Annotated in this window: 17 protein-coding genes and 1 pseudogene; 10 read left to right on the top strand and 8 right to left on the bottom strand. The window is 72.9% G+C overall.

Annotation, left to right across the window (positions count from 1 at the left end):
- The first annotated feature begins 43 nt into the window (after positions 1–43).
- The 6 genes from infB to ACGH7X_RS28390 all read left to right on the top strand — a co-directional run bounded on the left by infB (position 44) and on the right by ACGH7X_RS28390 (position 10,973).
- A complete protein-coding gene (gene infB / locus ACGH7X_RS28365) occupies positions 44–3,184 on the top strand; it encodes a translation initiation factor IF-2 (protein ID WP_399889824.1) in 3,141 nt (1,046 codons plus the stop codon).
- A gap of 150 nt (positions 3,185–3,334) precedes the next feature.
- Entirely contained in the window at positions 3,335–3,628 is a 294-nt protein-coding gene (locus ACGH7X_RS28370) for a DUF503 domain-containing protein (RefSeq protein WP_399889828.1), read from the top strand.
- A gap of 79 nt (positions 3,629–3,707) precedes the next feature.
- Positions 3,708–4,184: a 30S ribosome-binding factor RbfA gene (gene rbfA / locus ACGH7X_RS28375; protein ID WP_399889831.1), complete on the top strand. Its 477-nt coding sequence runs from the start codon at positions 3,708–3,710 to the stop codon at positions 4,182–4,184.
- Positions 4,181–5,086 (top strand): tRNA pseudouridine(55) synthase TruB, encoded by a 906-nt coding sequence (gene truB / locus ACGH7X_RS28380; protein ID WP_399889834.1) that lies wholly within the window; start codon positions 4,181–4,183, stop codon positions 5,084–5,086. The genes rbfA and truB overlap by 4 nt, the downstream gene beginning before the upstream one ends.
- Before the next feature lie 256 nt (positions 5,087–5,342).
- On the top strand, positions 5,343–9,857 hold the full coding sequence (locus ACGH7X_RS28385; protein ID WP_399889836.1) for a hypothetical protein: 4,515 nt from the start codon (positions 5,343–5,345) through the stop codon (positions 9,855–9,857).
- A 159-nt stretch (positions 9,858–10,016) separates the two neighbouring features.
- Positions 10,017–10,973 carry a bifunctional riboflavin kinase/FAD synthetase gene (locus ACGH7X_RS28390; RefSeq protein ID WP_399889839.1) on the top strand — a complete coding sequence of 319 codons (957 nt, stop codon included), beginning with the start codon at positions 10,017–10,019 and terminating at the stop codon, positions 10,971–10,973.
- Between the two features lie 492 nt (positions 10,974–11,465).
- Here the strand turns inward: ACGH7X_RS28390 and ACGH7X_RS28395 are convergent, their stop codons facing one another.
- The 6 genes from ACGH7X_RS28395 to ACGH7X_RS28420 all read right to left on the bottom strand — a co-directional run bounded on the left by ACGH7X_RS28395 (position 11,466) and on the right by ACGH7X_RS28420 (position 20,411).
- Positions 11,466–12,515: an ABC transporter ATP-binding protein gene (locus ACGH7X_RS28395; RefSeq protein ID WP_399889842.1), complete on the bottom strand. Its 1,050-nt coding sequence runs from the start codon at positions 12,513–12,515 to the stop codon at positions 11,466–11,468.
- Complete coding sequence (locus ACGH7X_RS28400) at positions 12,512–13,561, bottom strand: ABC transporter ATP-binding protein (protein WP_399889845.1); 1,050 nt, start codon at positions 13,559–13,561, stop codon at positions 12,512–12,514. Before ACGH7X_RS28400 ends, ACGH7X_RS28395 begins: the two co-directional genes overlap by 4 nt.
- A complete protein-coding gene (locus ACGH7X_RS28405; RefSeq protein ID WP_399889848.1) occupies positions 13,558–14,517 on the bottom strand; it encodes an ABC transporter permease in 960 nt (319 codons plus the stop codon). Before ACGH7X_RS28405 ends, ACGH7X_RS28400 begins: the two co-directional genes overlap by 4 nt.
- Complete coding sequence (locus ACGH7X_RS28410; RefSeq protein ID WP_399897404.1) at positions 14,514–15,530, bottom strand: ABC transporter permease; 1,017 nt, start codon at positions 15,528–15,530, stop codon at positions 14,514–14,516. The genes ACGH7X_RS28405 and ACGH7X_RS28410 overlap by 4 nt, the downstream gene beginning before the upstream one ends.
- 76 nt (positions 15,531–15,606) lie before the next feature.
- Positions 15,607–17,490: an ABC transporter substrate-binding protein gene (locus tag ACGH7X_RS28415; RefSeq protein WP_399889851.1), complete on the bottom strand. Its 1,884-nt coding sequence runs from the start codon at positions 17,488–17,490 to the stop codon at positions 15,607–15,609.
- Between the two features lie 305 nt (positions 17,491–17,795).
- The gene (locus ACGH7X_RS28420) at positions 17,796–20,411 is read right to left on the bottom strand and encodes an AAA family ATPase (protein ID WP_399897407.1); all 2,616 of its coding nucleotides are present in this window, start codon (positions 20,409–20,411) and stop codon (positions 17,796–17,798) included.
- A 343-nt stretch (positions 20,412–20,754) separates the two neighbouring features.
- On the opposite strand from ACGH7X_RS28420, the gene ACGH7X_RS28425 reads away from it, so the two are divergent.
- Positions 20,755–21,039: a hypothetical protein gene (locus ACGH7X_RS28425; RefSeq protein ID WP_399897778.1), complete on the top strand. Its 285-nt coding sequence runs from the start codon at positions 20,755–20,757 to the stop codon at positions 21,037–21,039.
- 20 nt (positions 21,040–21,059) lie between these two features.
- Here ACGH7X_RS28425 and ACGH7X_RS28430 read toward each other — a convergent pair.
- A pseudogene (locus ACGH7X_RS28430) lies at positions 21,060–21,143 on the bottom strand (SCO5717 family growth-regulating ATPase); the annotation flags it as partial.
- A 659-nt stretch (positions 21,144–21,802) separates the two neighbouring features.
- On the opposite strand from ACGH7X_RS28430, the gene ACGH7X_RS28435 reads away from it, so the two are divergent.
- Together ACGH7X_RS28435 and ACGH7X_RS28440 are read left to right on the top strand one after the other, a co-directional pair.
- Positions 21,803–22,681 carry a helix-turn-helix domain-containing protein gene (locus ACGH7X_RS28435; protein ID WP_399889854.1) on the top strand — a complete coding sequence of 293 codons (879 nt, stop codon included), beginning with the start codon at positions 21,803–21,805 and terminating at the stop codon, positions 22,679–22,681.
- Positions 22,678–22,887, top strand: coding sequence for a DUF397 domain-containing protein (locus ACGH7X_RS28440; protein ID WP_399889857.1), 210 nt, complete (start codon positions 22,678–22,680; stop codon positions 22,885–22,887). The genes ACGH7X_RS28435 and ACGH7X_RS28440 overlap by 4 nt, the downstream gene beginning before the upstream one ends.
- A gap of 46 nt (positions 22,888–22,933) precedes the next feature.
- Here ACGH7X_RS28440 and ACGH7X_RS28445 read toward each other — a convergent pair whose 3' ends face one another.
- Positions 22,934–23,224, bottom strand: coding sequence for a DUF397 domain-containing protein (locus ACGH7X_RS28445; protein ID WP_399889860.1), 291 nt, complete (start codon positions 23,222–23,224; stop codon positions 22,934–22,936).
- A 332-nt stretch (positions 23,225–23,556) separates the two neighbouring features.
- Here ACGH7X_RS28445 and rpsO point away from each other — a divergent pair, with 332 nt between their 5' ends.
- On the top strand, positions 23,557–23,844 hold the full coding sequence (gene rpsO, locus ACGH7X_RS28450) for a 30S ribosomal protein S15 (protein WP_003973291.1): 288 nt from the start codon (positions 23,557–23,559) through the stop codon (positions 23,842–23,844).
- Positions 23,845–24,056 lie beyond the last annotated feature (212 nt).

A 24,056-nucleotide genomic window follows, 5' to 3' on the forward strand; every position in this document is an offset into this window, starting at 1 on the left:
ACTAGCGACGGTCCGGACGCAACCCGGACCTCAGAGGAGCGAAGTGGCTAAGGTCCGGGTCTACGAACTCGCCAAGGAGTTCGGTGTCGAGAGCAAGGCCGTCATGGCCAAGCTCCAGGAACTCGGTGAGTTCGTCCGTTCGGCGTCTTCCACGATCGAAGCGCCCGTAGTACGCAAGCTGACAGACGCCTTCCAGCAGGGTGGTGGCAACGGCCGGTCCGCCGGTCGTCCCGCGGCCCCGAAGAAGGCTGCCCCCAGGCCCGCCGCGCCGTCCCCGGCGCAGGCTGGAGGCCCCTCCAACGCAGCCAAGGCAGCGGGGGACCGTCCGGCCGCCCCGCGGCCGCCGGCCGCACCCAAGCCCGCGGCTGCCCAGCAGCCCGAGGCTCCGTCGGCTCCCGCTCCGGCGCCTTCCCAGGGCCAGTCCCAGGGGCAGCGTCCGACGCCGGGCCCGCGGCCCGCGCCGCGTCCGGCCCCGGCCGCACCGGAGTTCACCGCTCCGCCGGCGCCGCCTGCGGCTCCGGCCGCTCCCGCCGCCTCGACTCCGGCTCCGGCCGGACCGAAGCCCGGCGGTGCGCGTCCCGGTGCGCCCAAGCCCGGCGGCGCTCGTCCGTCCGGTCCGGGTCAGGACCGCGGCCAGCAGGGCGGCCAGGGCCGTCCCGGTGGCCAGCGTCCCGGTGCCCCGGCGCAGCGTCCCGGCGGCCGCCCCGGCGGTCCGCGTCCGGGTAACAACCCCTTCACCTCCGGCGGCAACGCCGGCATGGCGCGCCCGCAGGCGCCCCGTCCGCAGGGCGGGCCCCGACCGGGTGGTCAGGGCGGTCCCGGTGGTGCTCCCGGCGGCGGTCCCCGTCCGCAGGGCGCCGGCGGCCAGGGCGGCGGTCCCCGTCCCCAGGCTCCGGGCGGCAACCGTCCGAGCCCGGGCTCGATGCCGCGTCCGCAGGGCGGCGGCGCCGGTCCCCGTCCCGGCGGCGGCCCGCGTCCGAACCCCGGCATGATGCCGCAGCGTCCGGCTGCCGGTCCCCGTCCTGGTGGCGGCCCCGGTGGCGGTCGCGGTCCGGCCGGTGCCGGTCGTCCCGGCGGCGGCGGTCGTCCCGGTGGCGGCGGCGGTTTCGCCGGTCGTCCCGGCGGCGGTGGCGGCGGCGGTCGTCCCGGTGGCGGCGGCGGTTTCGCCGGTCGTCCCGGTGGTGGCGGCGGCTTCGGTGGCGGCGGTGGCCGTCCCGGCTTCGGCGGTCGTCCCGGTGGCCCGGGTGGCCGTGGTGGCACGCAGGGCGCCTTCGGTCGTCCCGGCGGTCCCGCGCGTCGCGGTCGCAAGTCGAAGCGGCAGAGGCGCCAGGAGTACGAGGCCATGCAGGCCCCGTCGGTCGGCGGCGTGATGCTGCCTCGCGGCAACGGCGAAGCCATTCGCCTGTCGCGCGGTGCCTCGCTCACCGACTTCGCGGAGAAGATCAACGCCAACCCGGCGTCGCTCGTCGCGGTCATGATGAACCTCGGCGAGATGGTCACCGCGACCCAGTCCGTCTCCGACGAGACGCTCCAGCTCCTCGCCGGCGAGATGAACTACACGGTTCAGATCGTCAGCCCGGAGGAGGAGGACCGCGAGCTGCTCGAGTCCTTCGACCTGGAGTTCGGCGAGGACGAGGGCTCCGAGGAGGACCTGGTCGTCCGTCCGCCGGTCGTGACCGTCATGGGTCACGTCGACCACGGCAAGACCCGACTGCTCGACGCCATCCGCAAGACGAACGTCATCGCGGGCGAGGCCGGCGGCATCACCCAGCACATCGGTGCCTACCAGGTCGCGACCGAGGTCAACGAAGAGGATCGCAAGATCACCTTCATCGACACCCCGGGTCACGAGGCGTTCACCGCCATGCGTGCCCGCGGTGCCCGGTCGACCGACATCGCGATCCTGGTCGTCGCGGCCAACGACGGCGTCATGCCGCAGACGGTCGAGGCGCTCAACCACGCCCAGGCGGCCGACGTCCCGATCGTCGTCGCGGTCAACAAGATCGACGTCGAGGGCGCCGACCCGACCAAGGTGCGCGGTCAGCTGACCGAGTACGGCCTGGTGGCCGAGGAGTTCGGCGGCGACACCATGTTCGTCGACATCTCCGCCAAGCAGGGTCAGAACATCGACTCGCTGCTGGAGGCCGTGATCCTCACGGCCGACGCCTCGCTCGACCTGCGGGCCAACCCGAACCAGGACGCGCAGGGCATCTCGATCGAGTCCCGTCTCGACCGCGGCCGCGGTGCCGTGGCGACGGTCCTCGTGCAGCGAGGCACCCTGCGGGTCGGCGACACGATGGTGGTGGGCGACGCCTACGGCCGCGTCCGCGCCATGCTCGACGACAACGGCAACAACGTCGCCGAGGCGGGTCCGGCGACGCCGGTCCAGGTCCTGGGCCTGACCAACGTCCCCGGCGCCGGTGACAACTTCATCGTGGTCGAGGAGGACCGTACGGCCCGCCAGATCGCGGAGAAGCGTGCCGCCCGCGAGCGTAACGCCGCGTTCGCCAAGCGCACGCGCCGCGTCTCCCTCGAGGACCTGGACAAGGTGCTCAAGGCCGGCGAGGTCCAGCAGCTGAACCTGATCATCAAGGGTGACGCCTCCGGTTCGGTCGAGGCCCTCGAGTCCTCGCTGCTCCAGCTGGACGTCGGCGAAGAGGTCGACATCCGCGTCCTGCACCGCGGCGTCGGTGCGGTCACGGAGTCCGACATTGACCTGGCGATGGGCTCCGACGCCATCGTGATCGGCTTCAACGTGCGCGCCGCGGGGCGTGCCGCGCAGATGGCCGAGCGCGAGGGTGTGGACGTCCGGTACTACTCGGTCATCTACCAGGCGATCGAGGAGATCGAGGCGGCCCTCAAGGGCATGCTCAAGCCGGAGTACGAAGAGGTCGAGCTCGGTACGGCGGAGATCCGCGAGATCTTCCGCTCGTCCAAGCTGGGCAACATCGCGGGTGTTCTCATCCGCTCCGGCGAGGTCAAGCGCAACACCAAGGCGCGTCTGCTGCGCGATGGCAAGGTCATCGCGGAGAGCCTCAACATCGTGGGGCTGCGTCGCTTCAAGGACGACGTCACCGAGATCCGCGAAGGCTTCGAGGGCGGTATCAACCTCGGAAACTTCAACGACATCAAGGTCGACGACGTCATCGCGACGTACGAGATGCGCGAGAAGCCGCGGGTGTAATCACCGCGACTTCCCAGGCGGTCCGGGGCCGGTCGGCGGAGCACAATATCCGTCGATCGGCCCCGGCCGTTCGTTGTACGGTTCTGATGTCCCCGCCACATGGATGGCGGGGCCATCGATCCCGAACCGGCGGGTGAACCGGTTGCACACATGTATGTGGGGACGCTGTCCTTCGACCTCCTCCTCGGCGACGTACATTCGCTGAAGGAGAAGCGCTCCGTCGTCCGCCCGATCGTCGCCGAACTCCAGCGGAAGTACGCGGTGAGCGCGGCCGAGGTGGAGCACATGGACCTCCACCGCCGGGCGGTCGTCGGGCTGGCCCTGGTGTCCGGCGACGCGGGGCACCTCAGCGACGTACTCGACCGGTGCGAGCGGTTGGTGGCCGCCCGCCCCGAGGTGGAGCTGCTGTCCGTCAGGCGGCGCCTCCACGGCGACGACGACTGAGACGACGACTGAGGCGACGACCGACCAGACCCACCACTCACCACAGAAGCCAGAAGAAGAAAGAACGGGAGACGGACCAGTGGCCGACAACGCGCGGGCGAAAAGGCTGGCGGACCTCATCCGAGAGGTGGTGGCCCAGAAGCTGCAGCGCGGGATCAAGGACCCGCGGCTCGGCACGCACGTCACCATCACGGACACCCGGGTCACGGGTGACCTGCGGGAGGCGACCGTCTTCTACACGGTGTACGGGGACGACGAGGAGCGGAAGGCCGCCACCGCGGGCCTGGAGAGCGCCAAGGGCATCCTGCGCTCCGAGGTCGGCAAGGCGGCCGGCGTGAAGTTCACGCCGACCCTGACCTTCGTCATGGACGCCCTCCCGGACACCGCCCGCAACATCGAGGACCTCCTCGACAGGGCGCGGCAGTCCGACGAGAAGGTGCGCGAGGCGTCCGCGGGCGCCGCGTACGCCGGCGAGGCGGACCCGTACCGCAAGCCGGGCGAGGACGACGAGACCGAAGCCGTCGAGGCCGACGAGACGGACGACACCGCTAAATGACCGACAAGCACACCACGCCCGACGGCCTTGTCATCGTCGACAAGCCGTCGGGCTTCACTTCGCACGACGTCGTCGCCAAGATGCGGGGCATCGCCCGCACCCGGCGCGTCGGGCACGCCGGCACGCTCGACCCGATGGCGACGGGCGTCCTGGTCCTCGGTGTGGAGCGGGCGACCAAGCTCCTCGGGCACCTCGCCCTCACCGAGAAGGAGTACCTGGGCACCGTCAGGCTCGGACAGACGACGCTCACCGACGACGCCGAGGGCGAGATCACGAGGTCGCGGGACGCCTCGAAGGTCACCCGGGAGGCGATCGACGCCGGCATCGCCGAACTGAGCGGCGACATCATGCAGGTGCCGTCCAAGGTCAGCGCCATCAAGATCAACGGCGTGCGCTCCTACAAGCGGGCGCGCGAGGGCGAGGAGTTCGAGATCCCCGCCCGCCCCGTCACCGTCTCCTCCTTCGCCGTGTACGACGTCCGGGACGCCGTCGCCGACGACGGCACCCCGGTGCGGGACCTGGTGGTCTCGGTGACCTGCTCGTCCGGCACCTACATCCGGGCCCTCGCCCGCGACCTGGGCGCCGGCCTCGGCGTCGGCGGTCACCTCGCGGCGCTGCGCCGCACCCGCGTCGGGCCGTACAAGCTGGACGCGGCGAAGACCCTGGACCAGCTCCAGCAGGAGCTGACCGTCATGCCCGTGGCGGACGCGGCCGGCGCCGCCTTCCCGCGCTGGGACGTGGACACCAGGCGGGCCCGGCTGCTCACCAACGGCGTACGGCTGGAGATGCCCGACGCCTACACCGGCGCCGGTGCCGTCGCCGTCTTCGATCCCGGGGGCCGCCTCCTCGCGCTCGTGGAGGAGCACAAGGGCAAGGCGAAGAGCCTGGCCGTCTTCGGCTGAGCCGACGCAGCGTCAAGCTCCGCCCGTGGAGCGGCGATCACGGGGACTTCCACTGTCGCCGCTCCACGGTCCCCCCTCGGTTCCCCCACCACCTAGGGTGTATCCAACCCACCCCTTCTGTTCACCCGTCCGGGCAGGCGCTCGGAGTGAACCGGGGGAGTGGAAGGGGGCGCGTTCGCCATGGGATCTGTCCCGCTGATCATCACGCGCCTACCGTCGAACACACAGCACGGGTGTACGGCGGGGAGGTTCGACGATGGCGTCGCGCAACCGGTCCCGGGAGGCGACGGGCGGCAGGACGGGACAGCGGCCCCGGGACGGCTCACGGGCGGCGCGGGGCGGACCGCCGCCCGCCCGGGAAACCGATCCGGCGGGGTACCCGCCCGACGCCGCCCTGATCCGCGTCCACGACCTCGCCGGCCGTCCCCGCGGCACGGGGTTCGTCGCCGACCACCACGGCACCGTGCTCACCAGCCACGAAGCCGTCGACGGCCTGCCCCGGCTGGTCCTGCGCACCGCAGGGGACCGTCGCCGCGTCGTGGCCGCCGCCGACGTGACCCCGCTGCCCGCCCTCGGTCTGGCCCTCGTACGCACCGAGGGCCTCGGCGTCGACCCGCTGCCCCTCACCACGCGCGACCGCGTCGAGGCCGGTACCTACGTCCGCATCGCCGCCGGCGGCTGGCGCGAGGCCCGCGTCCTGGGCGCCGCCGACGTCACCTACACCGCCACCGACCGCTTCCACCTCCTCGGCGACGCCCTGGAGCTGGCCGTCGGCACGTCCGGGCGGGACGCGTTGCGGCTGGGCGGCGGAGCGGCCGGCGGACCCGTGCTCGACATCACGACCGGCGCCGTCCTCGGCGTCCTCGGCACCGCCCTCAGCTCCGGACACAGCGACGTCGGCTTCGCCGTGCCGCTGCGCCGCGCGACCACGGGCCCGCTCGCCGACCTCCTCGCCGAGAACGCGGCGACGGTGCCCGCGTACGGCGCCGACCTCAATCTGGCCGGCGTGCTCGCCCTCACGGCGACATCGGTGGGACAGGACGGTCCCTTCGCGGCGCCGACGGGCGCCGGGGAAGTGGAAGGTGCGGGCGACGCCCCGGGGACGGATACGGACCCCCGCGCCGGGGCGGACGGCGCGTCCGGTGCCGGAGTACCGGTCGAACGGGTGGCGGTGGCCCGCGAGTTCGCCGCCTTCGCCGCGAGCCGCGCCGGCGTGCTGGGCCTGGTGGGCGCCCCGGGCAGTGGCCGTACGACGGAGCTGGCGGCCCTCGCCGCCCGCCGTTCCCGGGGCACGGAGGCGGCGCCCACGCTGTGGCTGCGCGGAGCCGACCTGCACGACGACGACATGTCGCTCGCGGACGCGGCCCGCAGGACGCTGGCCCGGGCCGCCCGCATCGTGGCCGCCTCGGACCGCTCCCGCCCCGCAGGCCTCGGCGACATCACCCCGGAACGCCTCGCCCACCTGGCCCGCACCGCCGGACGACCCCTCCTGCTCCTCCTCGACGGCCCCGAGGAGATGCCGCCCGTCCTGTCCCACCGCCTCCCCGAGTGGACCGAGCGCACGGCGACCTGGCTGCGGGAAACGGGGGCACGCCTCGTGGTGGCCTGCCGCGCGGAGTACTGGGAGCACGCGGGCGCGGAGTTCCCGAGGGAGCTGCTGTACGGGGCGGTCCCCGGAGGGCCGCCGACCGGATCGGCGGCTGCGGCACGGGCGCCCCGACAGGTCCCGGAGGCGTCGTCGCCCCGGGTGGCCCTCGCCGGGGAACCGTGGCCCACCCCCGTCGGGCGCGGTGCCCGTCGGGGGTGGGACGCGGCGCAGCGGCCGGTCGGCGGGATGCCGGGGTCGTGGGCCGACGGTGCTGTCCCGTCGTTCGGGGCGGTGCCCGAGCGGCCGGGGTCGGCGGGGGCCGCGGGCGAGGTGTCCACGTCCGGGACCGGTCTCGCGGGGCCGATGTCCCGCGCAGCCGGTGGGACGCCGACGCCCGGGGCAAGCGACCCGGCACCGTGGCCGACTCGTGCCGCCGCCGATCCGACCGCCCCCGCGTCCGGGACGGCCACCGACGGGGCCCGGTCGACGCGGTTGGCTGCTGACGATCCCGGGCCGGCCGCTGGGGCCCCCTCGTACGGGAGGGAAGCCGCCGGTTCGCGTGCGGTGACCGTCGGGCCGGCTGGTGTCGGGCTTCCGCAGGGGATGGCCGGCGACGGGGCCCGGTCGACGCGGTCGGCTGCTGACGATCCCGGGCTGGCCGGGTCGGCCGCTGGGCTCTCGTACGGGAGGGGTGGCGTTGGTTCGCGTGCGGTGACCGTCGGGCCGGCTGGTGTCGGGCTTCCGCAGGGGATGGCCGGCGACGGGGCCCGGTCGACGCGGTCGGCTGCTGACGATCCCGGGCTGGCCGGGTCGGCCGGCGGGGTCCCCTCGTACGGGAGGGGTGGCGTTGGTTCGCGTCCGGTGACCGTCGGGCCGGCTGGTGTCGGGCTTCCGCAGGGGATGGCCGGTGACGGGGCCCGGTCGACGCGGCCGGCTGCTGACGATCCCGGGCTGGCCGGGTCGGCCGCTGGGGTCCCCTCGTACGGGAGGGGCGGCGTTGGTTCGTGTCCGGCGAGCGTCGAGCCGGCCGGTGTCGGGCTTCCGCCCTGTGTCCGGCTCGGGGACCTGGGCGACGACGAGGCCCGGGAGGCGCGCGCACGCTACCGCGTACCGGAAGGCGCCCTGGCGGACCCGGACGCCAGGCACCCCCTCACCCTGCGCCTGCTCTCGGAGGTCCACGCCGCCCTCCCCGGCTCCCCGCCACCCGTACGCGTCGACCGGGACGCGGTCTTCGCGGCGTACCTGGACCTGATGTGCCTGCGCGTCGCCACCCGCCTGGCCGGGGAGAACGGCCTGCACGGCACCGCCGTACGCCGACTCGCGGCGAAGGTCTCCGGGCAGGTCCACGAGGCGGCCCGGCGCAGTCTCGGCCCCGGGCAGGGCGGACTGGACCGCGAGTCCTTCGAGGCGCTGTTCCCCTGGGGGCCGGCCCCGGCCCGGCTCGGCGGCGGCACCGGCTGGGCACCGGCCGTGCTCGCCGAGGGCCTCCTCGTGCCCGCGGGTGACGGTTACCGCTTCGCGCACGAGGAGCTGGCCGACTGGATCCAGGGCACCCACCTCGACCTGGACGAGGCCCTGCGCGCCCTCGTCCACCGCCGCGACGCCCCGCACGGCACGCACACCCTCCCCGCCCCGCACCACCGCATCGGCCCCGTCGCCGAGGCCGTACTGCTCCTCGCCCGTCAGCACGGCGTACCCCAACTCGCCCTGACCCTCGAAGAGCTGGTGAACGCCCTGGACGCCGACCCGCACTCCTGGTGGGCCGCCCGGCTGCTCGCCGAGGTGCTGACCCGCGTGCCCGACGCGACCCCGTACACGGAGGTGCTGCGGCTGCTCGCCGACGGCATCGCCGAGCGGAGGGCGGAGGGGCGGCCGGTGCCGGGGACGTTCGGGCCCGACTTCTGGACGGCCCCGCGGCTGCCCGAGAGCACGCGTCTGGACCTGCTGCGCCGCCTCGTCCTGGCCGACGGCCCCCCGCACGAGCCGGGACCCCGCCACCTCGACACCGTCGCCGGGCTGCTCACCGCCGACCCCACGGCCGTGCAACCGCTCCTCGTCCGCTGGTTCGACGACGAGCGGCCGCTGCCCGCCACCCCGCACGCCACCGTCGCGACGGCCGCGCAGGCGCTGCTGCACACCCACCGTCACCGCGGCCTGGACGGCCTCACCGAGGTACTCGTCGACAGCACGCACCGGCGATCCGGCGAACTGCTCGCCGTGCTGGCCGAGGAGGAACCCTCCGCCCTGTGCCGGGCCGTCGAGCGGTGGGCACGCGACGAGCGTCCGGCGCGGCAGACGGCGGCCGTCACCCACGGCCTGCGCACCGCACCGCACGCCCGCACCGCCGCCGACCGCACCCTGCTGCGCCACGCCGCCCTGGTGCTGCTCGCCGGTCCCTCCGGCAGCCCGCTGCGCGGCGGCGCGCTCGCCCTGCTCGTGCAGGACCCCGGCAGCCGCGACCGCCACCTTCCGAGGGCGCTCGACCACTTCGCCGCCTGCGACCCGTACCTGCCGCCGAGCGCGGTGGCCGCCGCCCTGCCGACCCACCCCGAGCCCGTCCTCGAAGCCTTCCGGGCCCGGCTGTGCGGCCCGGACGCCGGTGAGGCGCTGCGCAGCCTCGCGGACGCCACCACCCCCGCGCTGGCCCACCGGGTGGCAGCTCTCGTCGGGCGGACGGTGGCGGAGCGCCCCGAGACCGCCGGGCACCTGGCGGCGTACGTCGACCGGCGTCTCGACCGGGACCCCGCGCCCCGCTCCGTACTCCTGCCCCTGGTCATGCGCCTCCTGGACGACGGTCCCGAGCCGGTGCGGGCCGCGCTTGCCGGCGTCCTCGCCGCCGACGGCACCACCGCGAGCGCCCCGCTCCGCCGCGAACTGCGCGAACACCTCCTCGCCGACGAACACGCGCCCGCCGTCCTGGACGCGCTGCTGCACGCGGCCGCCGGGTGCGACGGCGAGGAGCTGCGCGCCCTCGTGCACCGCACCGGCCTGCTCCTCGTCCGCACCCCGGACGGCGCCACCCGCTTCGACCGCGGCCTGGTCGACCTGGCCCGCCACCTGCCCGGGTTCGGCACCCGTCTGACCGGCTGGCTCACCGACGCACCCCAGGACTGGGCCGCACTGGTGGGCCCCAGCACCCGCCGCACGATCGAGCACCTGGCGGGCGTCCGGGTCCCCGCCTGACCCGGGCGCGGCACACACGGCGTGCACCCGGTCACAGCGCCGGTACGGATGCCGATGCGGGCGGGAGCCGGGCGGCATGGCACCCTTAGACCTGCGTAAGGGACACCACGCAACCATGGCAACCACGGAAACCACGGAAACCACCAAGGAGCAGACACAGTGCAGCGCTGGCGTGGCTTGGAGGACATCCCCGAGGACTGGGGACGCAGCGTCGTCACCATCGGCTCCTACGACGGGGTCCACCGCGGGCACCAGCTGATCATCAAGCACGCCGTGGACCGCGCCCGCGAGCTGGGCGTCCCCGCCGTCGTCGTCACCTTCGACCCGCACCCCAGCGAGGTCGTCCGCCCCGGCAGCCACCCGCCGCTGCTCGCCCCGCACCACCGCCGGGCCGAACTGATGGCGGACCTGGGCGTGGACGCGGTGCTGATCCTCCCGTTCACCAAGGAGTTCTCGAAGCTGTCCGCGGGCGACTTCGTGGTCAAGGTCCTGGTCGACCGGCTGCGCGCCAAGGCGGTCGTCGAGGGCCCCAACTTCCGCTTCGGCCACAAGGCCGCCGGGAACGTGGACTTCCTCACCGAGCAGGGCAAGGTCTACGACTTCGAGGTCGAGGTCGTCGACCTGTACGTCACCGGCGAGGCGGGCGGCGGCGAGCCGTTCTCGTCCACCCTGACCCGCCGCCTGGTCGCCGAGGGCGACGTCGCGGGCGCCGCCGAGATCCTGGGCCGCCCGCACCGCGTGGAGGGCGTGGTCGTACGCGGCGCCCAGCGCGGCCGGGAGATGGGCTTCCCGACCGCCAACGTCGAGACCCTCCCGCACACCGCGATCCCGGCCGACGGCGTCTACGCCGGCTGGCTGCACGCCCAGGGCGAGGCCATGCCGGCCGCGATCTCCGTCGGCACCAACCCGCAGTTCGAGGGCACCGAGCGCACGGTGGAGGCGTACGCCATCGACCGGGTGGACCTCGACCTCTACGGCCTTCACGTCGCCGTGGACTTCGTGGCCTTCGTACGCGGCCAGGCGAAGTTCGACACGCTGGACGCGCTGCTCGTCCAGATGGCCGAGGACGTCGGCAAGTGCCGCGAGATCATCGCCGGGGACACGCGCCGACCCTGAGGTTCAGGCGCCCGCCGGCGCCTGAAGACCAGACGCGACGGACTCCTCACCAGCACCTCTCCGACCCCGACGGCCCGCCTTGCCGGCCAGCCACGGCGGACACCCCTCCAGCACCAGCTGAGCCCGTCGGCATGCCCTCGGCTCTCCAGGCGCTCTTGTGCTCTGTCGGGCGGTCGGGTGCGGTGGACCCCTGTCTGGGCCGCATTCGTCTCCGTCGGCGTGCCGTTGGCTCTGCCGGCGCTCTTGTGCCCTGGTGGGTGGTCGGGTGCGGTGGGCCCCCGCCTGCGCCCCTTCCTCCCTGCCTGCGTCCCCTCGCCCTGTCGGCATGCCCCCGTAGGCCCTGCTGGCGCCCCTGTGCCCTGGCGGGCGGCCGGGTGCGGCGACCTCCCGCCAGTACCCCCTCGGCCCTGATGGCCCTGACGACCTCGAACGGCCGCCCCGCCCCCCGGACAGCGGCCCCGACCCCCGGACGGCCTCCGGCGGCCCCGGCGGTCAGGCCGGCCGCACCGCCGGACCGGCTCCCGTTCCGGCCGCCCCACCCCCCGCTCCGGAGGCGGGCCGCTGTGCCCAGGCCCAGTGGCAGGCGACCTGGGACTCGTCGCCGCCGCGCAGGATCTCCAGCTCCCCGTTCCGGCACGCGTCCGCGACGCCGGCGCGTTCGGCCTCGCCACCGGCCAGGACCGGGCAGCGGACGTGGAAGCGGCAGCCGCCGGGCACGTACGACGGGTCGGGCGGCTCGCCGGTGAGCACGACCGGGGCGCCGGGCGCCTCCGGCAGGACCGACAGCAGGGCCTGGGTGTAGGGGTGCCGCGGCGCGGTCAGCACCTGCTCCACCGCGCCCGTCTCGACGATCCTGCCGAGGTACATCACCGCGACCCGGTCGGCGATGTTCCAGGCCAGACCCAGGTCGTGGGTCACCACCAGCGCGGACAGACCCAGCTCGGTGCGCAGCCGCAGCAGCAGCGCGAGGATCTCGCCGCGCACCGACGCGTCGAGGGAGGCCACCGGCTCGTCGGCGACGAGCAGCTCCGGGTCCAGCACCAGCGCGCCCGCGATCACGACCCGCTGGCGCTGGCCGCCGGACAGCTCGTGCGGGTAGCGCAGGAAGAAGCGCTCAGGCGGCCGCAGCCCCGCCCGCGACAGCGCCTCGGCGACCGCCGTCCGCTCGTCTCCCGCGTGGCCGTGGATACGCAGGCCCTCGGCGACGATGTCGTACACCGTGTGCCGCGGATTCAGCGAGCCGCTCGGGTCCTGGAGGACCAACTGCGCACGCCTGCGGTACGCCTTCAGCGCCCGGCCGGAGTACGCGAGGGGGGCACCGTCGAAGGTGACGCGCCCCCCGCTCGGCCGGACCAGGCCCAGCAGGGAGCGGGCGAGAGTCGTCTTGCCGCAGCCGGACTCGCCGACCAGCGCGACGATCTCGCCCCGCCGGATGTCGAGATCGACCCCGTCCACGGCCCGGGCGTCGGGCGCCCCGCGCCTGCCGGGGAAGGTGACGTGCAGCCCCTGGACGCTCAGCAGCGGGGGAGTGGTGCCGGTCATGGGGTACTGCTCCTCACTCCGTCGTCCTGCGCCGACGCGGTACCGCCGGACGTGCCCTCACCAGCCGCTCCGCTGCCCGCCGCCCGGCGACTGCCGTCCGACCCCACGTGCACGCACGCCGCCCGTCGCCCCGCGCCCGCCTCCCGCAGCGCCTGGTCCTCGGTGGCGCAGACGTCCAGGACGACCGGGCACCTCGGATGGAACGCGCACCCGGACGGCACCGCCGCCGGGTCGGGCGGGTCGCCCGGCAGCCCACGCGGCGCGAACCGCGAGCCGGGGTCCCCGATCCTGGGAAACGCCTCCGACAGCGCCCGGCCGTACGGATGCCGGGCGTCGTCGTAGACCTGCCGTGCCGGGCCCTCCTCGACCACCCGGCCCGCGTACATCACCGCGAGCCGGTCGCAGGTGTCGGCCAGCACGGCGAGGTCGTGGCTGATCATGATCAGACCGACGTCCTGCTCGCCCACCAGGCCCTCGATCAGCCGCAGGATCTGCGCCTGGATCATCACGTCGAGTGCCGTGGTCGGCTCGTCGGCGACGATCAGACGCGGGTCGCAGGCCAGCGCCATCGCGATCATCACCCGCTGCCGCTGGCCGCCGGACAGCTCGTGCGGGTAGGCACTCGCCCGCGTGGCCGGAAGACCCACCTGCTCCAGCAGCTCACCCGTCCTCTTCCGCGCGCCGGCCGGCGTGGCCCTGCGGTGCAGCAGGATGGGCTCGGCGATCTGGTCACCGATGCGGTGGACGGCGTTCAGGGAGTGCATCGCGCCCTGGAAGACGATCGACGCCCCCGCCCAGCGGACCGCCCGCACCCGGCCCCACTTCATCGTGAGCACGTCCTCGCCGTCCAGCAGGATCTCCCCGCCGACCCGGGCCCCGGGCGGCAGCAGCCGCAGCAGCGCCAGCGCCAGGGTGGACTTGCCGCAGCCGGACTCGCCCGCGACGCCGAGCTTCTCGCCCGCCTCGAGGGTCAGGTCGACCCCGCGCACGGCCGCCGCACCGCCGGGATACGTCACTTGCAGATCGCGGACCTCGAGCAGACTCAACGGGACACCCCCAGCCTGGGATTGAGAACGGCCTCCACCGCACGCCCGCACAGGGTGAACGCCAGCGCCACGACCGCGATCCCGATGCCCGGCGGCACCAGGTACCACCAGTCGCCGGAACTCACCGAACCCGCCTCCCGCGCGTCCTGCAACAGCCCGCCCCAGGACACCACCGCCGGGTCCCCGAGCCCGAGGAACGCCAGGGTCGCCTCGGCCAGGATCGCGGAGGAGATGATCAGGGTCGTCTGCGCCAGGATCAGCGGCATCACGTTGGGCAGCACGTGCCGGGACATGATGTGCCAGTGCCCGCCCCCGAGCGCCTTCGCGCGTTCGATGTACGGCCGGGACTCCACCGCCAGCGTCTGCGCCCGCACCAGGCGGGCCGTGGTGGGCCAGGTGGTCACGCCGATCGCGAGCACGATCGTGCCGAGCGAACGGGACAGGACCGTCGCCAGCACGATGGCGAGTACCAGTGTCGGCATCACCAGGAACCAGTCCGTGATCCGCATCATCACCGTGGCGTACCAGCCGCGGAAGTGCCCGGCCGTGATCCCGATGAGCGCGCCGATCAGCACCGACAGCACGGCCGCGAGCAGCCCGACGAGCAGCGAGACGCGCGAGCCCCAGATCAGCAGGCCCAGCAGGTTCCGCCCGAACTGGTCCGTACCCAGCGGGAATCGGCCGCTCGGGCTCTCCAGCGGCTGCCCGGGCGCGTCGGTCACGCTGTCCACGTCCGACCCGACGGTCAGCGGCGCGGTCAGGGCCACGAGTACGAACAGCACCAGCGCGGCCAGCCCGAACACCCCCGCGCGATGCCTGCGGTACTCCCGCCAGAAGCGCGCGACGGAGGCACGGCGCCGCCGCCGGGCGAGAGCGCGCGGACCGGGCGCGCCCGGCTTCCCAGGGGTCTCGGCGGTCTTGGCGGTCCCGGAGGTATCGGTGGTCTCGGCGGTCATCGGCCCACCCTCGGATCGAGCATCGGATACAACAGGTCGGCCAGCGTGTTCATCAGGATCACCGCGGCGGCGAAGACGAAGAACAACCCCTGTACCAGAGGCAGATCGGGCACGCTGAGCGCCTGGTAGAACAGCCCGCCCAGACCCGGCCAGGAGAAGACCGTCTCGACGAGGATGACGCCCGCCACCGTCCGCCCCAGGTTGACGAAGACCAGCGTCACCGTCGGCAGCAGCGCGTTGGGCACGGCGTGCCGGCGCCGTACGAGGTCGTCCCTGAGCCCCTTGGCCCGCGCGGTCGTCAGATAGTCGCTGCCCATCTCGTCCAGCAGCGCCGACCGGGTGACCAGCAACGTCTGGCCGTACTCCACCGCGACCAACGTCACCACCGGCAGCACGAGATGGTGCGCCACGTCGAGCACGTACGCGAAGCCCTCCTCGCGGCCCGACTCCATGCCCCCGGTCGGGAACAGCCCCGGGATCGGGTCCACCCCCACCGACAGCACGATGATGAGCAGCAGCCCCAGCCAGAAGGACGGGATGGAGTAGAGCGTCAGCGCCAGACCGGTGTTGAGCCGGTCGCCGAGCCCGCCGTGCCGCCACGCCGAGCGGGTGCCGAGGAAGGCGCCCAGCGCGGTGTAGAGCACGAAGGCCGTGCCGGTGAGCAGCAGGGTGTTCGGCAGCGCCTCGGTGATCTTGTCGACCACGGGCGCGTGGAACTGGTACGACGTGCCCAGGTCCCCGGTCAGCGCCTTGGAGCAGTAGTCCGTGAACTGCTGCCACATCGGCAGATCGAGGCCGAACTCCTTCTGGTAGGTGGCGAGCTGCTCGGCGGAGACCTGACGGCCCCCGGTCATGAACTTCACCGGATCGCCGGGGATCAGCCGGAAGAGGAAGAAGCTGGTGACCAGGACGGCGAACAGGGACACGACCGCGCCGGCCAGCTTGCCCGCCACGTACCGCGGATACCCGCTGCGGGTGCGTCCCCGCGGCGCCGTGGACGGCCGCTTCCCGATCGCCGAGCCGATCGCCGAGCCGGACGCCGCGTCCGTCGAGGCGCCGGTGGCCGGGTCGGACGCGGAGCCGGTGGCGCTACTCACGGTCGTCGGCCGACGCCCGGCGGCGGACGGCGAGGAACACGCCGAGACCGACGAGGACGACGACGCCCGCCGCGATCCCGATCACGGTGCCGGTCGAGGACGAATCACCGGAGGAGTCACCGGAGTCCGCGGGCACCGCCGACCACCAGCTCCAGTACCCGTCCTGCCCGTAGATGTTGCCCGCGGCGGACGGCATCGTGGTGATCGACTTGATCTGGTCCGTGCGGTAGGCCTCGACCGCGTTCGGGTACGCCATGACGTTCATGTACCCCGTGTCGTACAGCCGGGACTGCATCTGCTTGACGATCTCCGCCCGCTTGCCGGCGTCGTACTCGCGCAACTGCTGCGCGTACAGCTCGTCGTACTTCTTGTCGCAGATGAAGTTGTCGGTGGCCCCGGTGTCCTTCGGCGTCGCCGGGAGCGCCGCGCAGGTGTGGATGGAGAGCACGAAGTCCGGGTCGGGGTTGACGGACCAGCCGTCGAAGGCGAGGTCGTACTTGCCGGCCAGCCACGGGTCGGTCACGTTGTCCAGGCAGTCGAGGGTGACCGAGATGCCCAACTCGCCCCACCACTCCTGCAGATACTTGCCGACCGCCTTGTCGTTCGGGTCGGTGGCGTGACACAGCAGGCGGTAGTTCAGCGGCTTGCCGTCCTTGCCGAGGCGCTTGCCGTCGGCGTTCGTCCGGTAGCCCGCCTCGTCGAGCAGCCGGGCCGCCTTCTCCGGGTCGTACGCCAGCTTCTGCTCGGCCGACGGCTCGAAGAAGTACGAGGAGAAGCGGGGCGGGATGTAACCCGCGCCCTCGACCGCGTGGCCCTGGAAGACCTTGTCGACGATCGCCTTGCGGTCCACCGCCGTGAACAGCGCGTGCCGCACCCGCTCGTCCAGCAGGGACGGGTCCCCGTCACCGAACTTCGTGCCGTCCTTCGCCTGGGCACCCGGGTTGGTGGCGAGGGCGTAGAAGCGCCGGCCGGGGGCGTCGTTGACGCGGATGTTCTCGTCGCCCTTGAGCGAGTCGGCCTGGGCGGGCGTCAGCGACGGCGACCCGGCGACGAACGACACCTCGCCCTTGCGCAGGGCGGCGACGGCCGCGTCCTGGTCCTTGTAGTACCGGAAGACCAGCTCGTCGAACTTCGGGGCGCCGCGCCAGAAGTCCTTGTTGGCCTTCAGCCGCACATAGCTGTCCGGCTTGTAGTCGGTGAGGACGAACGGCCCGTTGCCGACGACCGGGAAGTCCTTGTCGTTGTTGAACTTCGAGAAGTCGTCGACCTTCTCCCAGACGTGCTTGGGCACGATCGGCACGTCGAGCGCGGTCATCGTGGCCTGCGGCTTCTTCAGCCGGATCACCAGCTCGGTGGGGCTGGGCGCGGTGACCTTAGCGAAGTTGCCGACGAAGCTGCCGTTGGCGGTGGCCGCGCCCTCGTCGGTCATCATCGTGTTGAACGTCCACGCCGCGTCCTCGGCGGTGGCCTGCTGCCCGTCCGACCACTTGGAGTCGGAACGGATCTTGTACGTCCAGGTCAGCTTGTCCGGCGAGGACTTCCACTCGGTGGCCAGACCCGGTATGACGTGGTTGTCCTTGGCGTCGTAGTTGGTCAGGTACTCGTACGTCAGCCGGTGGATGCTCGTGCTGACCAGCCGTACCGCGAGGAACGGACTGAGCGAGTCGACGCTCTGCGCCACGGCGACGGTGAGCACCTTGTCGCCGCCGTCGCCTCCGCCGCCCTCCTTCGCCGCGACCGAGGGGGCGACCGCCCCCGACGCGAGGAGCAGCGCACCGGCGCCTGCTGCCGCGAGGAGGCGGGTTCTCCACGGCCGGTGGGCGGTACGTCCGGTACCTCCGGTGCGTCCGCTGCCGTGCTGATCGTGTGTGCTCATGACTACCTGACCTCGCGTCATCGCACGCGCGCGGACGCCGGGCGCCCTCGCGTGAGGCGGGCTTGAACAGTGGTGAACGCGGAATGAAGTGTGTGTCTACCAGCGGCAGTCTGCGCGCGTCAACGGTATGTCAAACCCCATGTGGCCTGCGGAAACGGTCAGTTGACCAATACGTCACCCTCATTGGCACAGACCACTGGCGCCTTCCTGGTGAGAGCGTGGCGGCTGGGGCGGACGTGGTCGTCCGCGTATGCCAGAAGGCCCGCGCCGTCGGGGACGGCGCGGGCCTTCGGGGGTGGGTGGAGCTACTGCTGAGGCGGGGGAGGAGGCGTCTGCCCCTGCTGCCCCTGCTGTCCCGGCTGTCCCTGTTGCGGATATCCGTACCCCGGCTGGGGGTAGGGCTGACCGTACCCGGGCTGGGGATACGGCTGGCCGGGCTGGGGCTGGCCGGGATGAGGCTGGCCGGGCTGGGGCTGACCCGGGTAGGGCTGTCCGGGTTGCGGCTGGCCCTGTTGCGCCTGGCCCGGCATCGGCGGTGCGGCGACCGGCGGCGGGTTGCCGTCGGACGTCCACAGGCCGTGCGACTGCTGGTGGCGGACGAAGTCCTCGGCGACCATCGCCGCGAGGTTGAAGTACGACTCCCGCACCTTGGGCCGCATCATGTCGAGGTCGACCTCGGCGCCGGCGGACAGATGCTCGTCGAACGGGACCACGACGACACCCCGGCACCGGGTCTGGAAGTGCCCCACGATGTCGTCGACCTTGATCATCTTTCCGGTCTCGCGCACCCCGGAGATGACCGTGATCGACCGGGAGACGAGGTCGGCGTACCCGTGCGCGGACAGCCAGTCCAGGGTCGTACTGGCGCTGCTCGCACCGTCCACGGACGGCGTCGAGATGATGATGAGCTGGTCGGCGAGGTCGAGCACACCGCGCATGGCGCTGTAGAGCAGGCCGGTGCCCGAGTCGGTGAGGATGACCGGGTACTGCTTGCCGAGCACGTCGATCGCGCGCCGGTAGTCCTCGTCGTTGAAGGTCGTGGACACGGCCGGGTCGACGTCGTTGGCGATGATCTCGAGGCCGGACGAGGCCTGCGAGGTGAACCGCCGGATGTCCATGTACGAGTTGAGGTACGGGATCGCCTGGACGAGGTCGCGGATGGTGGCCCCGGTCTCCCGGCGCACCCGGCGGCCGAGCGTACCGGCGTCCGGGTTGGCGTCGATCGCGAGGATCTTGTCCTGCCGCTCGGTGGCGAGCGTGGAGCCGAGCGCGGTGGTGGTGGTCGTCTTGCCGACGCCGCCCTTGAGGCTGATGACGGCGATGCGGTAGCAGGACAGCACCGGGGTGCGGATCAGGTCCAGCTTCCGCTGCCGCTCGGCTTCCTCCTTCTTCCCGCCCAGCTTGAACCGCGAACCGCCGGCCGCCGGACGGCTGCTCTTCGCCTTCTGCCTCTTGTTGTTGAGCAGCCGGTCGGACGACAGCTCCACGGCCGCCGTGTAACCGAGCGGCGCGGCCCCGGGGTTGGTGGGCTGCCGCTGGTCGTGCTGCATGGGCTGCGGCCAGGCGGCACCGAGACGGGGGTCGGCGGGCGGCTGTGACGGGTGGGGCTGCTGCGGCGCCTGGGGCTGCTGGGGTGCCTGCTGCTGAGGCTGCTGAGGCTGCTGGGACTGGTACTCCGGCTGTCCCGGCAGGCCGGGCTGGGGTGCGTGCGGTGCCGGATACGCCTGCTGCGCAGCGGGGTGGGGCGGAGCCGGGGGACTCTGCGGGGCCTGACCCGGCTGGGCCGGCGCCTGGGCAGTCGGCTGGGCCGGCGGTGCCTGCGGGGCGAAGCCCTGCGGAGCGGGCGGGGGAGCCTGCGCGTCGCCCTGCGGCGGCCCCTGGTGCGGCACGCCGGGGTACGGCTGCTGCGGCGACGGCCCGTGCGGCGTCTGCGGGAAGCCGTAGCCGCCGGGCTGCGCGGGGGAGTGGGGCTGGGGAGCCTGCGCACCGGGCTGCGGGAACCCGTAACCGGTGTCGGCCCCGGGCACGGGAGCGCCGCCGTGCTGTTGGACCGGAGCCTGCGGTGCTGCCGGAGGCGTGGCCCCCGGCTGCGGGAAGCCGTAACCGGCCTGCGGCGCGGGCGGCGCGGCGGGCTGGTCCGGTGGCATCGGCGCGGCGGCCGGCGGGTTCCACGCGGCGGGCGTCGGCTGCGGAGCCTGCGGCTGGAAAGGAGGCTGCTGGGCCGGTACGCCCTGCTGCTCGGGAGCGACGGGGGCGGGCTGCGGCTGGGCGGGCCACTGGTGGGCCGGTGCGGGCGCGACCGGAGGGTACGACGGAGGCAGCGGCGGCATTCCACCCGGCGCCGCGGGCGGCGCGTCCTGCGGAACGGCATCCTGCGGCACGCTGTCCGCGGGCGGCGCGGTATCGGCGGGCACAGCGTCCTCGGGCTCGTCCAGCGCGGGGACGCTGTCTTCCGGCTCGGGCACGGCCTCGGGGTCAAGGTCGGGCACGGCAGCCAGAGCGACCGGCTCGGGCTCGGCGTCCTGGGCCGGCCCGGCGAGACGGGGGTCGTCCACACCACTGTCCCCGGCATCGGAAACCCCGTCGGAAGCCTCGGCGGCGACCTCCTCGGAACCGGCGTCGGACTCGTCGGACCCGGCGTCGTCCTCCGCATCGGCCGCACCGTCCGGCTCCGCACCGTCGGCTGTCTCGGCGACCTCGTCGGGCTCACCGGCGCTCTCGAACTCGACGACATCGTCCAGCGCGTAACGCTCCTCGTCGGAACCCTCGGCCGGGCCCTCCTCGGCGGCATCCTCGGCCGTGACCTCGGCTGCGACCTCGAAGTCGTCGCCCGCGGACTCGTCCGGCTCCTCCTGCCCGCCGTCCTCCGCCGCGGCACGCTCGGCGATCTCCCGCTTGAGGGCGACCGCGGAGAAGCGCATCGTGGCGCCACTCTCGAGATCGCCGTTGTCGGGCTCGGCCTCGGGCTCCTCGACAGGCGGCGGAGCGGGGGCCTGGAGCTGGAACCCGCCGGCCGGAAACGCCGGCAGGGCCGTCGGAGAGGCGGGATCCGCGGTAGGCGCCGAAGCGACAACGTCCGCCGGCTCAGACGCCTGAACCTGAGGCTCCGGCTCGGGCTCCACAGGCGCGGGCTGCTGAGGCTGTTGCGGCTGCTGCGGCTCGAACCCACTCCCGACCGGCAGCCTGGGCACCCCCGCCGGCCCCCCGCTCGCGGGCGGCGCGGGCGGCGTGAACGGAGCCCCAGGGCCCGGCGGCGGAGGCGGCGTGAACGCGGCACCCGGAGCGGGCGCCGGTGGCGGCGGCGTGAACGGCGCCCCCGGGGCGGGAGCCGGAACGGAGGAAGGCCCGTTGGACGAGTCGTTCGACGGCGTAGCGTGCGCCGGCGGAGTCAACCCCGGCAACGGCGGCACCGGACCACGAGGAGCAGCCGGACCGGAAGGAGCCGACGACCCGGCCGGACCGGAAGACGAACCGGCTCCCTGCCCCTCCTCTTCCCCCTGCCCGCTGTCGCTCGACGCGTTCTGCGTGTACCAGGCGGGCGGCGCGTAGTCGATGGTGAACTCGCCGGTCGTCTCGATTGCGGACTCCGCGTCGGGTTGGTCATCGCCGGGTGTAGCCCAGCCCCCGCGGTTCCCGTCCCGATCGCTGCTCACAGTTCCTCCTGGTGTGGTCGAGCAAGCACCCTCAAGCCGTGCTGGGGCGACCCTTGCTTGTCATTCAAAGTTGTCCGAGGCCGTTCGAGGTCGTCCGATCCACCGGCTCTCCCCCTGAGACGCCGACGCCCACTCCACGGGTTCTGGCGACGCGCCCGACACCAGCCTAATCACCACGAGCCCCGCCCCGGCAGCCCCCGCCCCCGCCTGGGGTTCCGCCCATTGCGTCACAGTCGGCTCGGAAGTGCCGCGCAAGTTTCGTTTTCGCGAGATTTTCATGCGACATCCACGAACAAGTCAGACGGAATCTGGCAGCCGATACCCCTCATGCCGCGTCACCTACCCGTCCCCATACGAAGGATGACGCCGTCCGGCGTCTTCACTCCTGTCGAGTGATCGTGAACCCGCACGGTTGGAAGCGATCTCTGTCGTCCCGTCACCCGAATTCCTTTAAGCCGCCGGAATTCCCAGGAAATTTGGGAGGACCGGCCTCACGATTCACGTCACACGGTGTGACCGTGTCGGCCTGTCGTGGAACGTGACGACGCCGCTACACACCGTCACTGTCCGGGTCTTGTCCAGTCGTGTCCGGGCTTGTCGGGACGCGCAGTGCGGTACGGCGGCGTTGAAGAGATGGGGCACGACGGAGGGGCACGGGCATGGTGGCGGTCGACGTCGACGCGGGGTTGCTCAGGAGTGAGACGGACGAGCCGGGGTGGGAGGTGGACCCCGACGACGAGTGGGGCGTCGCGGTCATCGAGACCGTGGGGCGGCAGCTGAAGCTGCGACGCGAGGCGGCGGGGATGAGAGCCCCGGACTTCGCGAAGGCCGTCGGGTACGGCGAGGACCTGATCTACAAGATCGAGGGTGGCAAGCGGATCCCCCGCCCCGAGTACCTCGACAAGGCGGACGAACTGCTGGGGGCCGGAGGGCTGCTCTCGGCGATGAAGGAGGACGTGGCAAAGGTCCGGTACCCGAAGAAGGTGCGGGAGCTGGCGCGGCTGGAGGCCATGGCGGTGGAGATCGGGGTGTACGAGTGCAGCAGCATTCCCGGTCTGTTGCAGACGACCGAACATGCGCGCGCCCTGCTGCAGTGCTGGCAGCCCGCCTACTCCCCTGAGGACCTGGAGCGTCGGGTGGCGGCTCGCATCGCCCGCAGATCCGTCTACGACCGGTGCCCCGCGCCCGCGCTCGGCTTCGTCCTGGAAGAGGCGACGCTTCATCGCCGGGTCGGAGGCACAATGGTGCGGCGGCAGCAGTTCGAACGACTGTTGGAGGTAGGCCAGTTGGGCAGCGTCACCCTTCAGGTGATGCCCATGCACAGCGGCCCGCACTCCGGCATCGGCGGCAGGATCGAGGTGCTGAAGTTCGCGGACGGGACGGCGGTGGGCCGCTCCGACGGTGCTTTCAATGGCCGCCCGATCCACGAGCCGAGGCAGCTGCGCATCCTCGAGCTGCGGTATGGCACCATCCGGGCCCAGGCGCTTCCACCGGGGGAGTCGCTGGCCTTCATCGAGCAACTGCTGGGAGAGACATGATCCGCAAGCTCACCGCCGGGGACACCCTCGAGCTGGCGTGGTTCAAGAGCAGCTATAGCAGCGGCCCCGACGGCGACACATGCGTCGAGATCGCCCAGGCTCCCGGCGCCGTCCATGTTCGGGACTCCAAAATCGCCGACGGCCCCCGTTTCGCGGTGGGTGGCGCGGCCTGGGCGGCCTTCGTGACGTACAGCGCGGAAGCCTGAGGCCCCGGCTGGGCACGCCCGCCGGGGCGTGATCTCGTCGCGTGCCCTACTGGGTGTCGCCCCCGGCGTCCCCCGTGGCCGGCTCCAGATCGAACTCCCCGTCCCGTGCGCCGAGCACGAACGCCCGCCACTCCGCCTCCGTGTACCGCAGCACGGTGCCAGGGTCGAGCGACGACCGCATGGCCACGGCGCCCTCGGGCAGGTAGGCGATCTCCACCCGCTCCTCATGCTCCTCGGTGCCGGGCGCGCTATGCCATTCGACGCCCGAGATGTCGAGAGAGTAGAGCTCGTCCCGCTCCCGATCCTTGCGTGCCCTGAGTTCCTGGTCCTCGGCCATCGCGGCATTGGTCCTTCCTGCTGTACCAACGAACTGTGCGGCCAGCCTACTTGTCCCCGTTCTTCCAGGTCAGCGGTTCGCCGATGTACGTACCGGCGCGAGTGAGGCCCCTGATCGGCCGCTGGAACGCCCCGGCAGGGGCCCTCTCCGACCGGGGACGGCGGCCTCCGTCCAGGCTGGTACCCTGTGTGACGGCCGTATGTGTACGCGCCCCCGGAGCCCTGGCCCTGGAGGTCGCGCCCAGCGGATCCCCGCCTTCCGAGTTACGGAAGATCCCCCGAGACGTAGACCGGGGGCACTCGGTGGCCAGTCACAGACCAAGAGGAGTACGCGTGTCGCTCGACGCCGCAGTGAAGAAGCAGATCATCACCGAGTTCGGTACCAAGGAGGGCGACACCGGCTCCCCCGAGGTCCAGGTCGCTCTGCTGTCCCGTCGGATCTCCGACCTGACCGAGCACCTCAAGACCCACAAGCACGACCACCACTCCCGTCGTGGTCTGCTCATCCTGGTCGGTCAGCGCCGCCGGCTGCTGCAGTACCTCGCCAAGAAGGACATCCAGCGCTTCCGTGCGCTGGTCGAGCGCCTCGGCATCCGCCGCGGTGCGGCGGGCGCCCGGTAGGACGCCGTGAAGGGAGCGGTTCCCATCGTTCGGGGGCCGCTCCCTTTGCTGTACGTGCGCGCTGTCGCCGCCTCTTTGTAGTGTGGTAACAGAACACAAGACGCACGACGCACAAGTACGACGTACCGGTACGAGAAAAGGTACGACGTACGAGACAACGAACGAAACGAGGAGAAGCGCGCCTAGCCGCCGCCGGTCCTCGGTAGTGGCCC

Origin of the sequence: Streptomyces sp. BBFR51 (genome assembly GCF_044591655.1) — a bacterium.
In the GTDB taxonomy this organism is placed as follows: Bacteria; Actinomycetota; Actinomycetes; order Streptomycetales; family Streptomycetaceae; genus Streptomyces.

Coding starts and splice junctions, on each gene's coding strand:
- ACGH7X_RS28370 (WP_399889828.1), top strand. CDS start 3,335: ATGTATGTGGGGACGCTGTCCTTCGACCTCCTCCTCGGCGACGTACAT.
- truB (WP_399889834.1), top strand. CDS start 4,181: ATGACCGACAAGCACACCACGCCCGACGGCCTTGTCATCGTCGACAAG.
- ACGH7X_RS28385 (WP_399889836.1), top strand. CDS start 5,343: ATGGCGTCGCGCAACCGGTCCCGGGAGGCGACGGGCGGCAGGACGGGA.
- ACGH7X_RS28395 (WP_399889842.1), bottom strand. CDS start 12,515: ATGACCGGCACCACTCCCCCGCTGCTGAGCGTCCAGGGGCTGCACGTC.
- ACGH7X_RS28405 (WP_399889848.1), bottom strand. CDS start 14,517: ATGACCGCCGAGACCACCGATACCTCCGGGACCGCCAAGACCGCCGAG.
- ACGH7X_RS28415 (WP_399889851.1), bottom strand. CDS start 17,490: ATGAGCACACACGATCAGCACGGCAGCGGACGCACCGGAGGTACCGGA.
- ACGH7X_RS28420 (WP_399897407.1), bottom strand. CDS start 20,411: ATGCGCTTCTCCGCGGTCGCCCTCAAGCGGGAGATCGCCGAGCGTGCC.
- ACGH7X_RS28435 (WP_399889854.1), top strand. CDS start 21,803: ATGGTGGCGGTCGACGTCGACGCGGGGTTGCTCAGGAGTGAGACGGAC.
- ACGH7X_RS28440 (WP_399889857.1), top strand. CDS start 22,678: ATGATCCGCAAGCTCACCGCCGGGGACACCCTCGAGCTGGCGTGGTTC.
- ACGH7X_RS28445 (WP_399889860.1), bottom strand. CDS start 23,224: ATGGCCGAGGACCAGGAACTCAGGGCACGCAAGGATCGGGAGCGGGAC.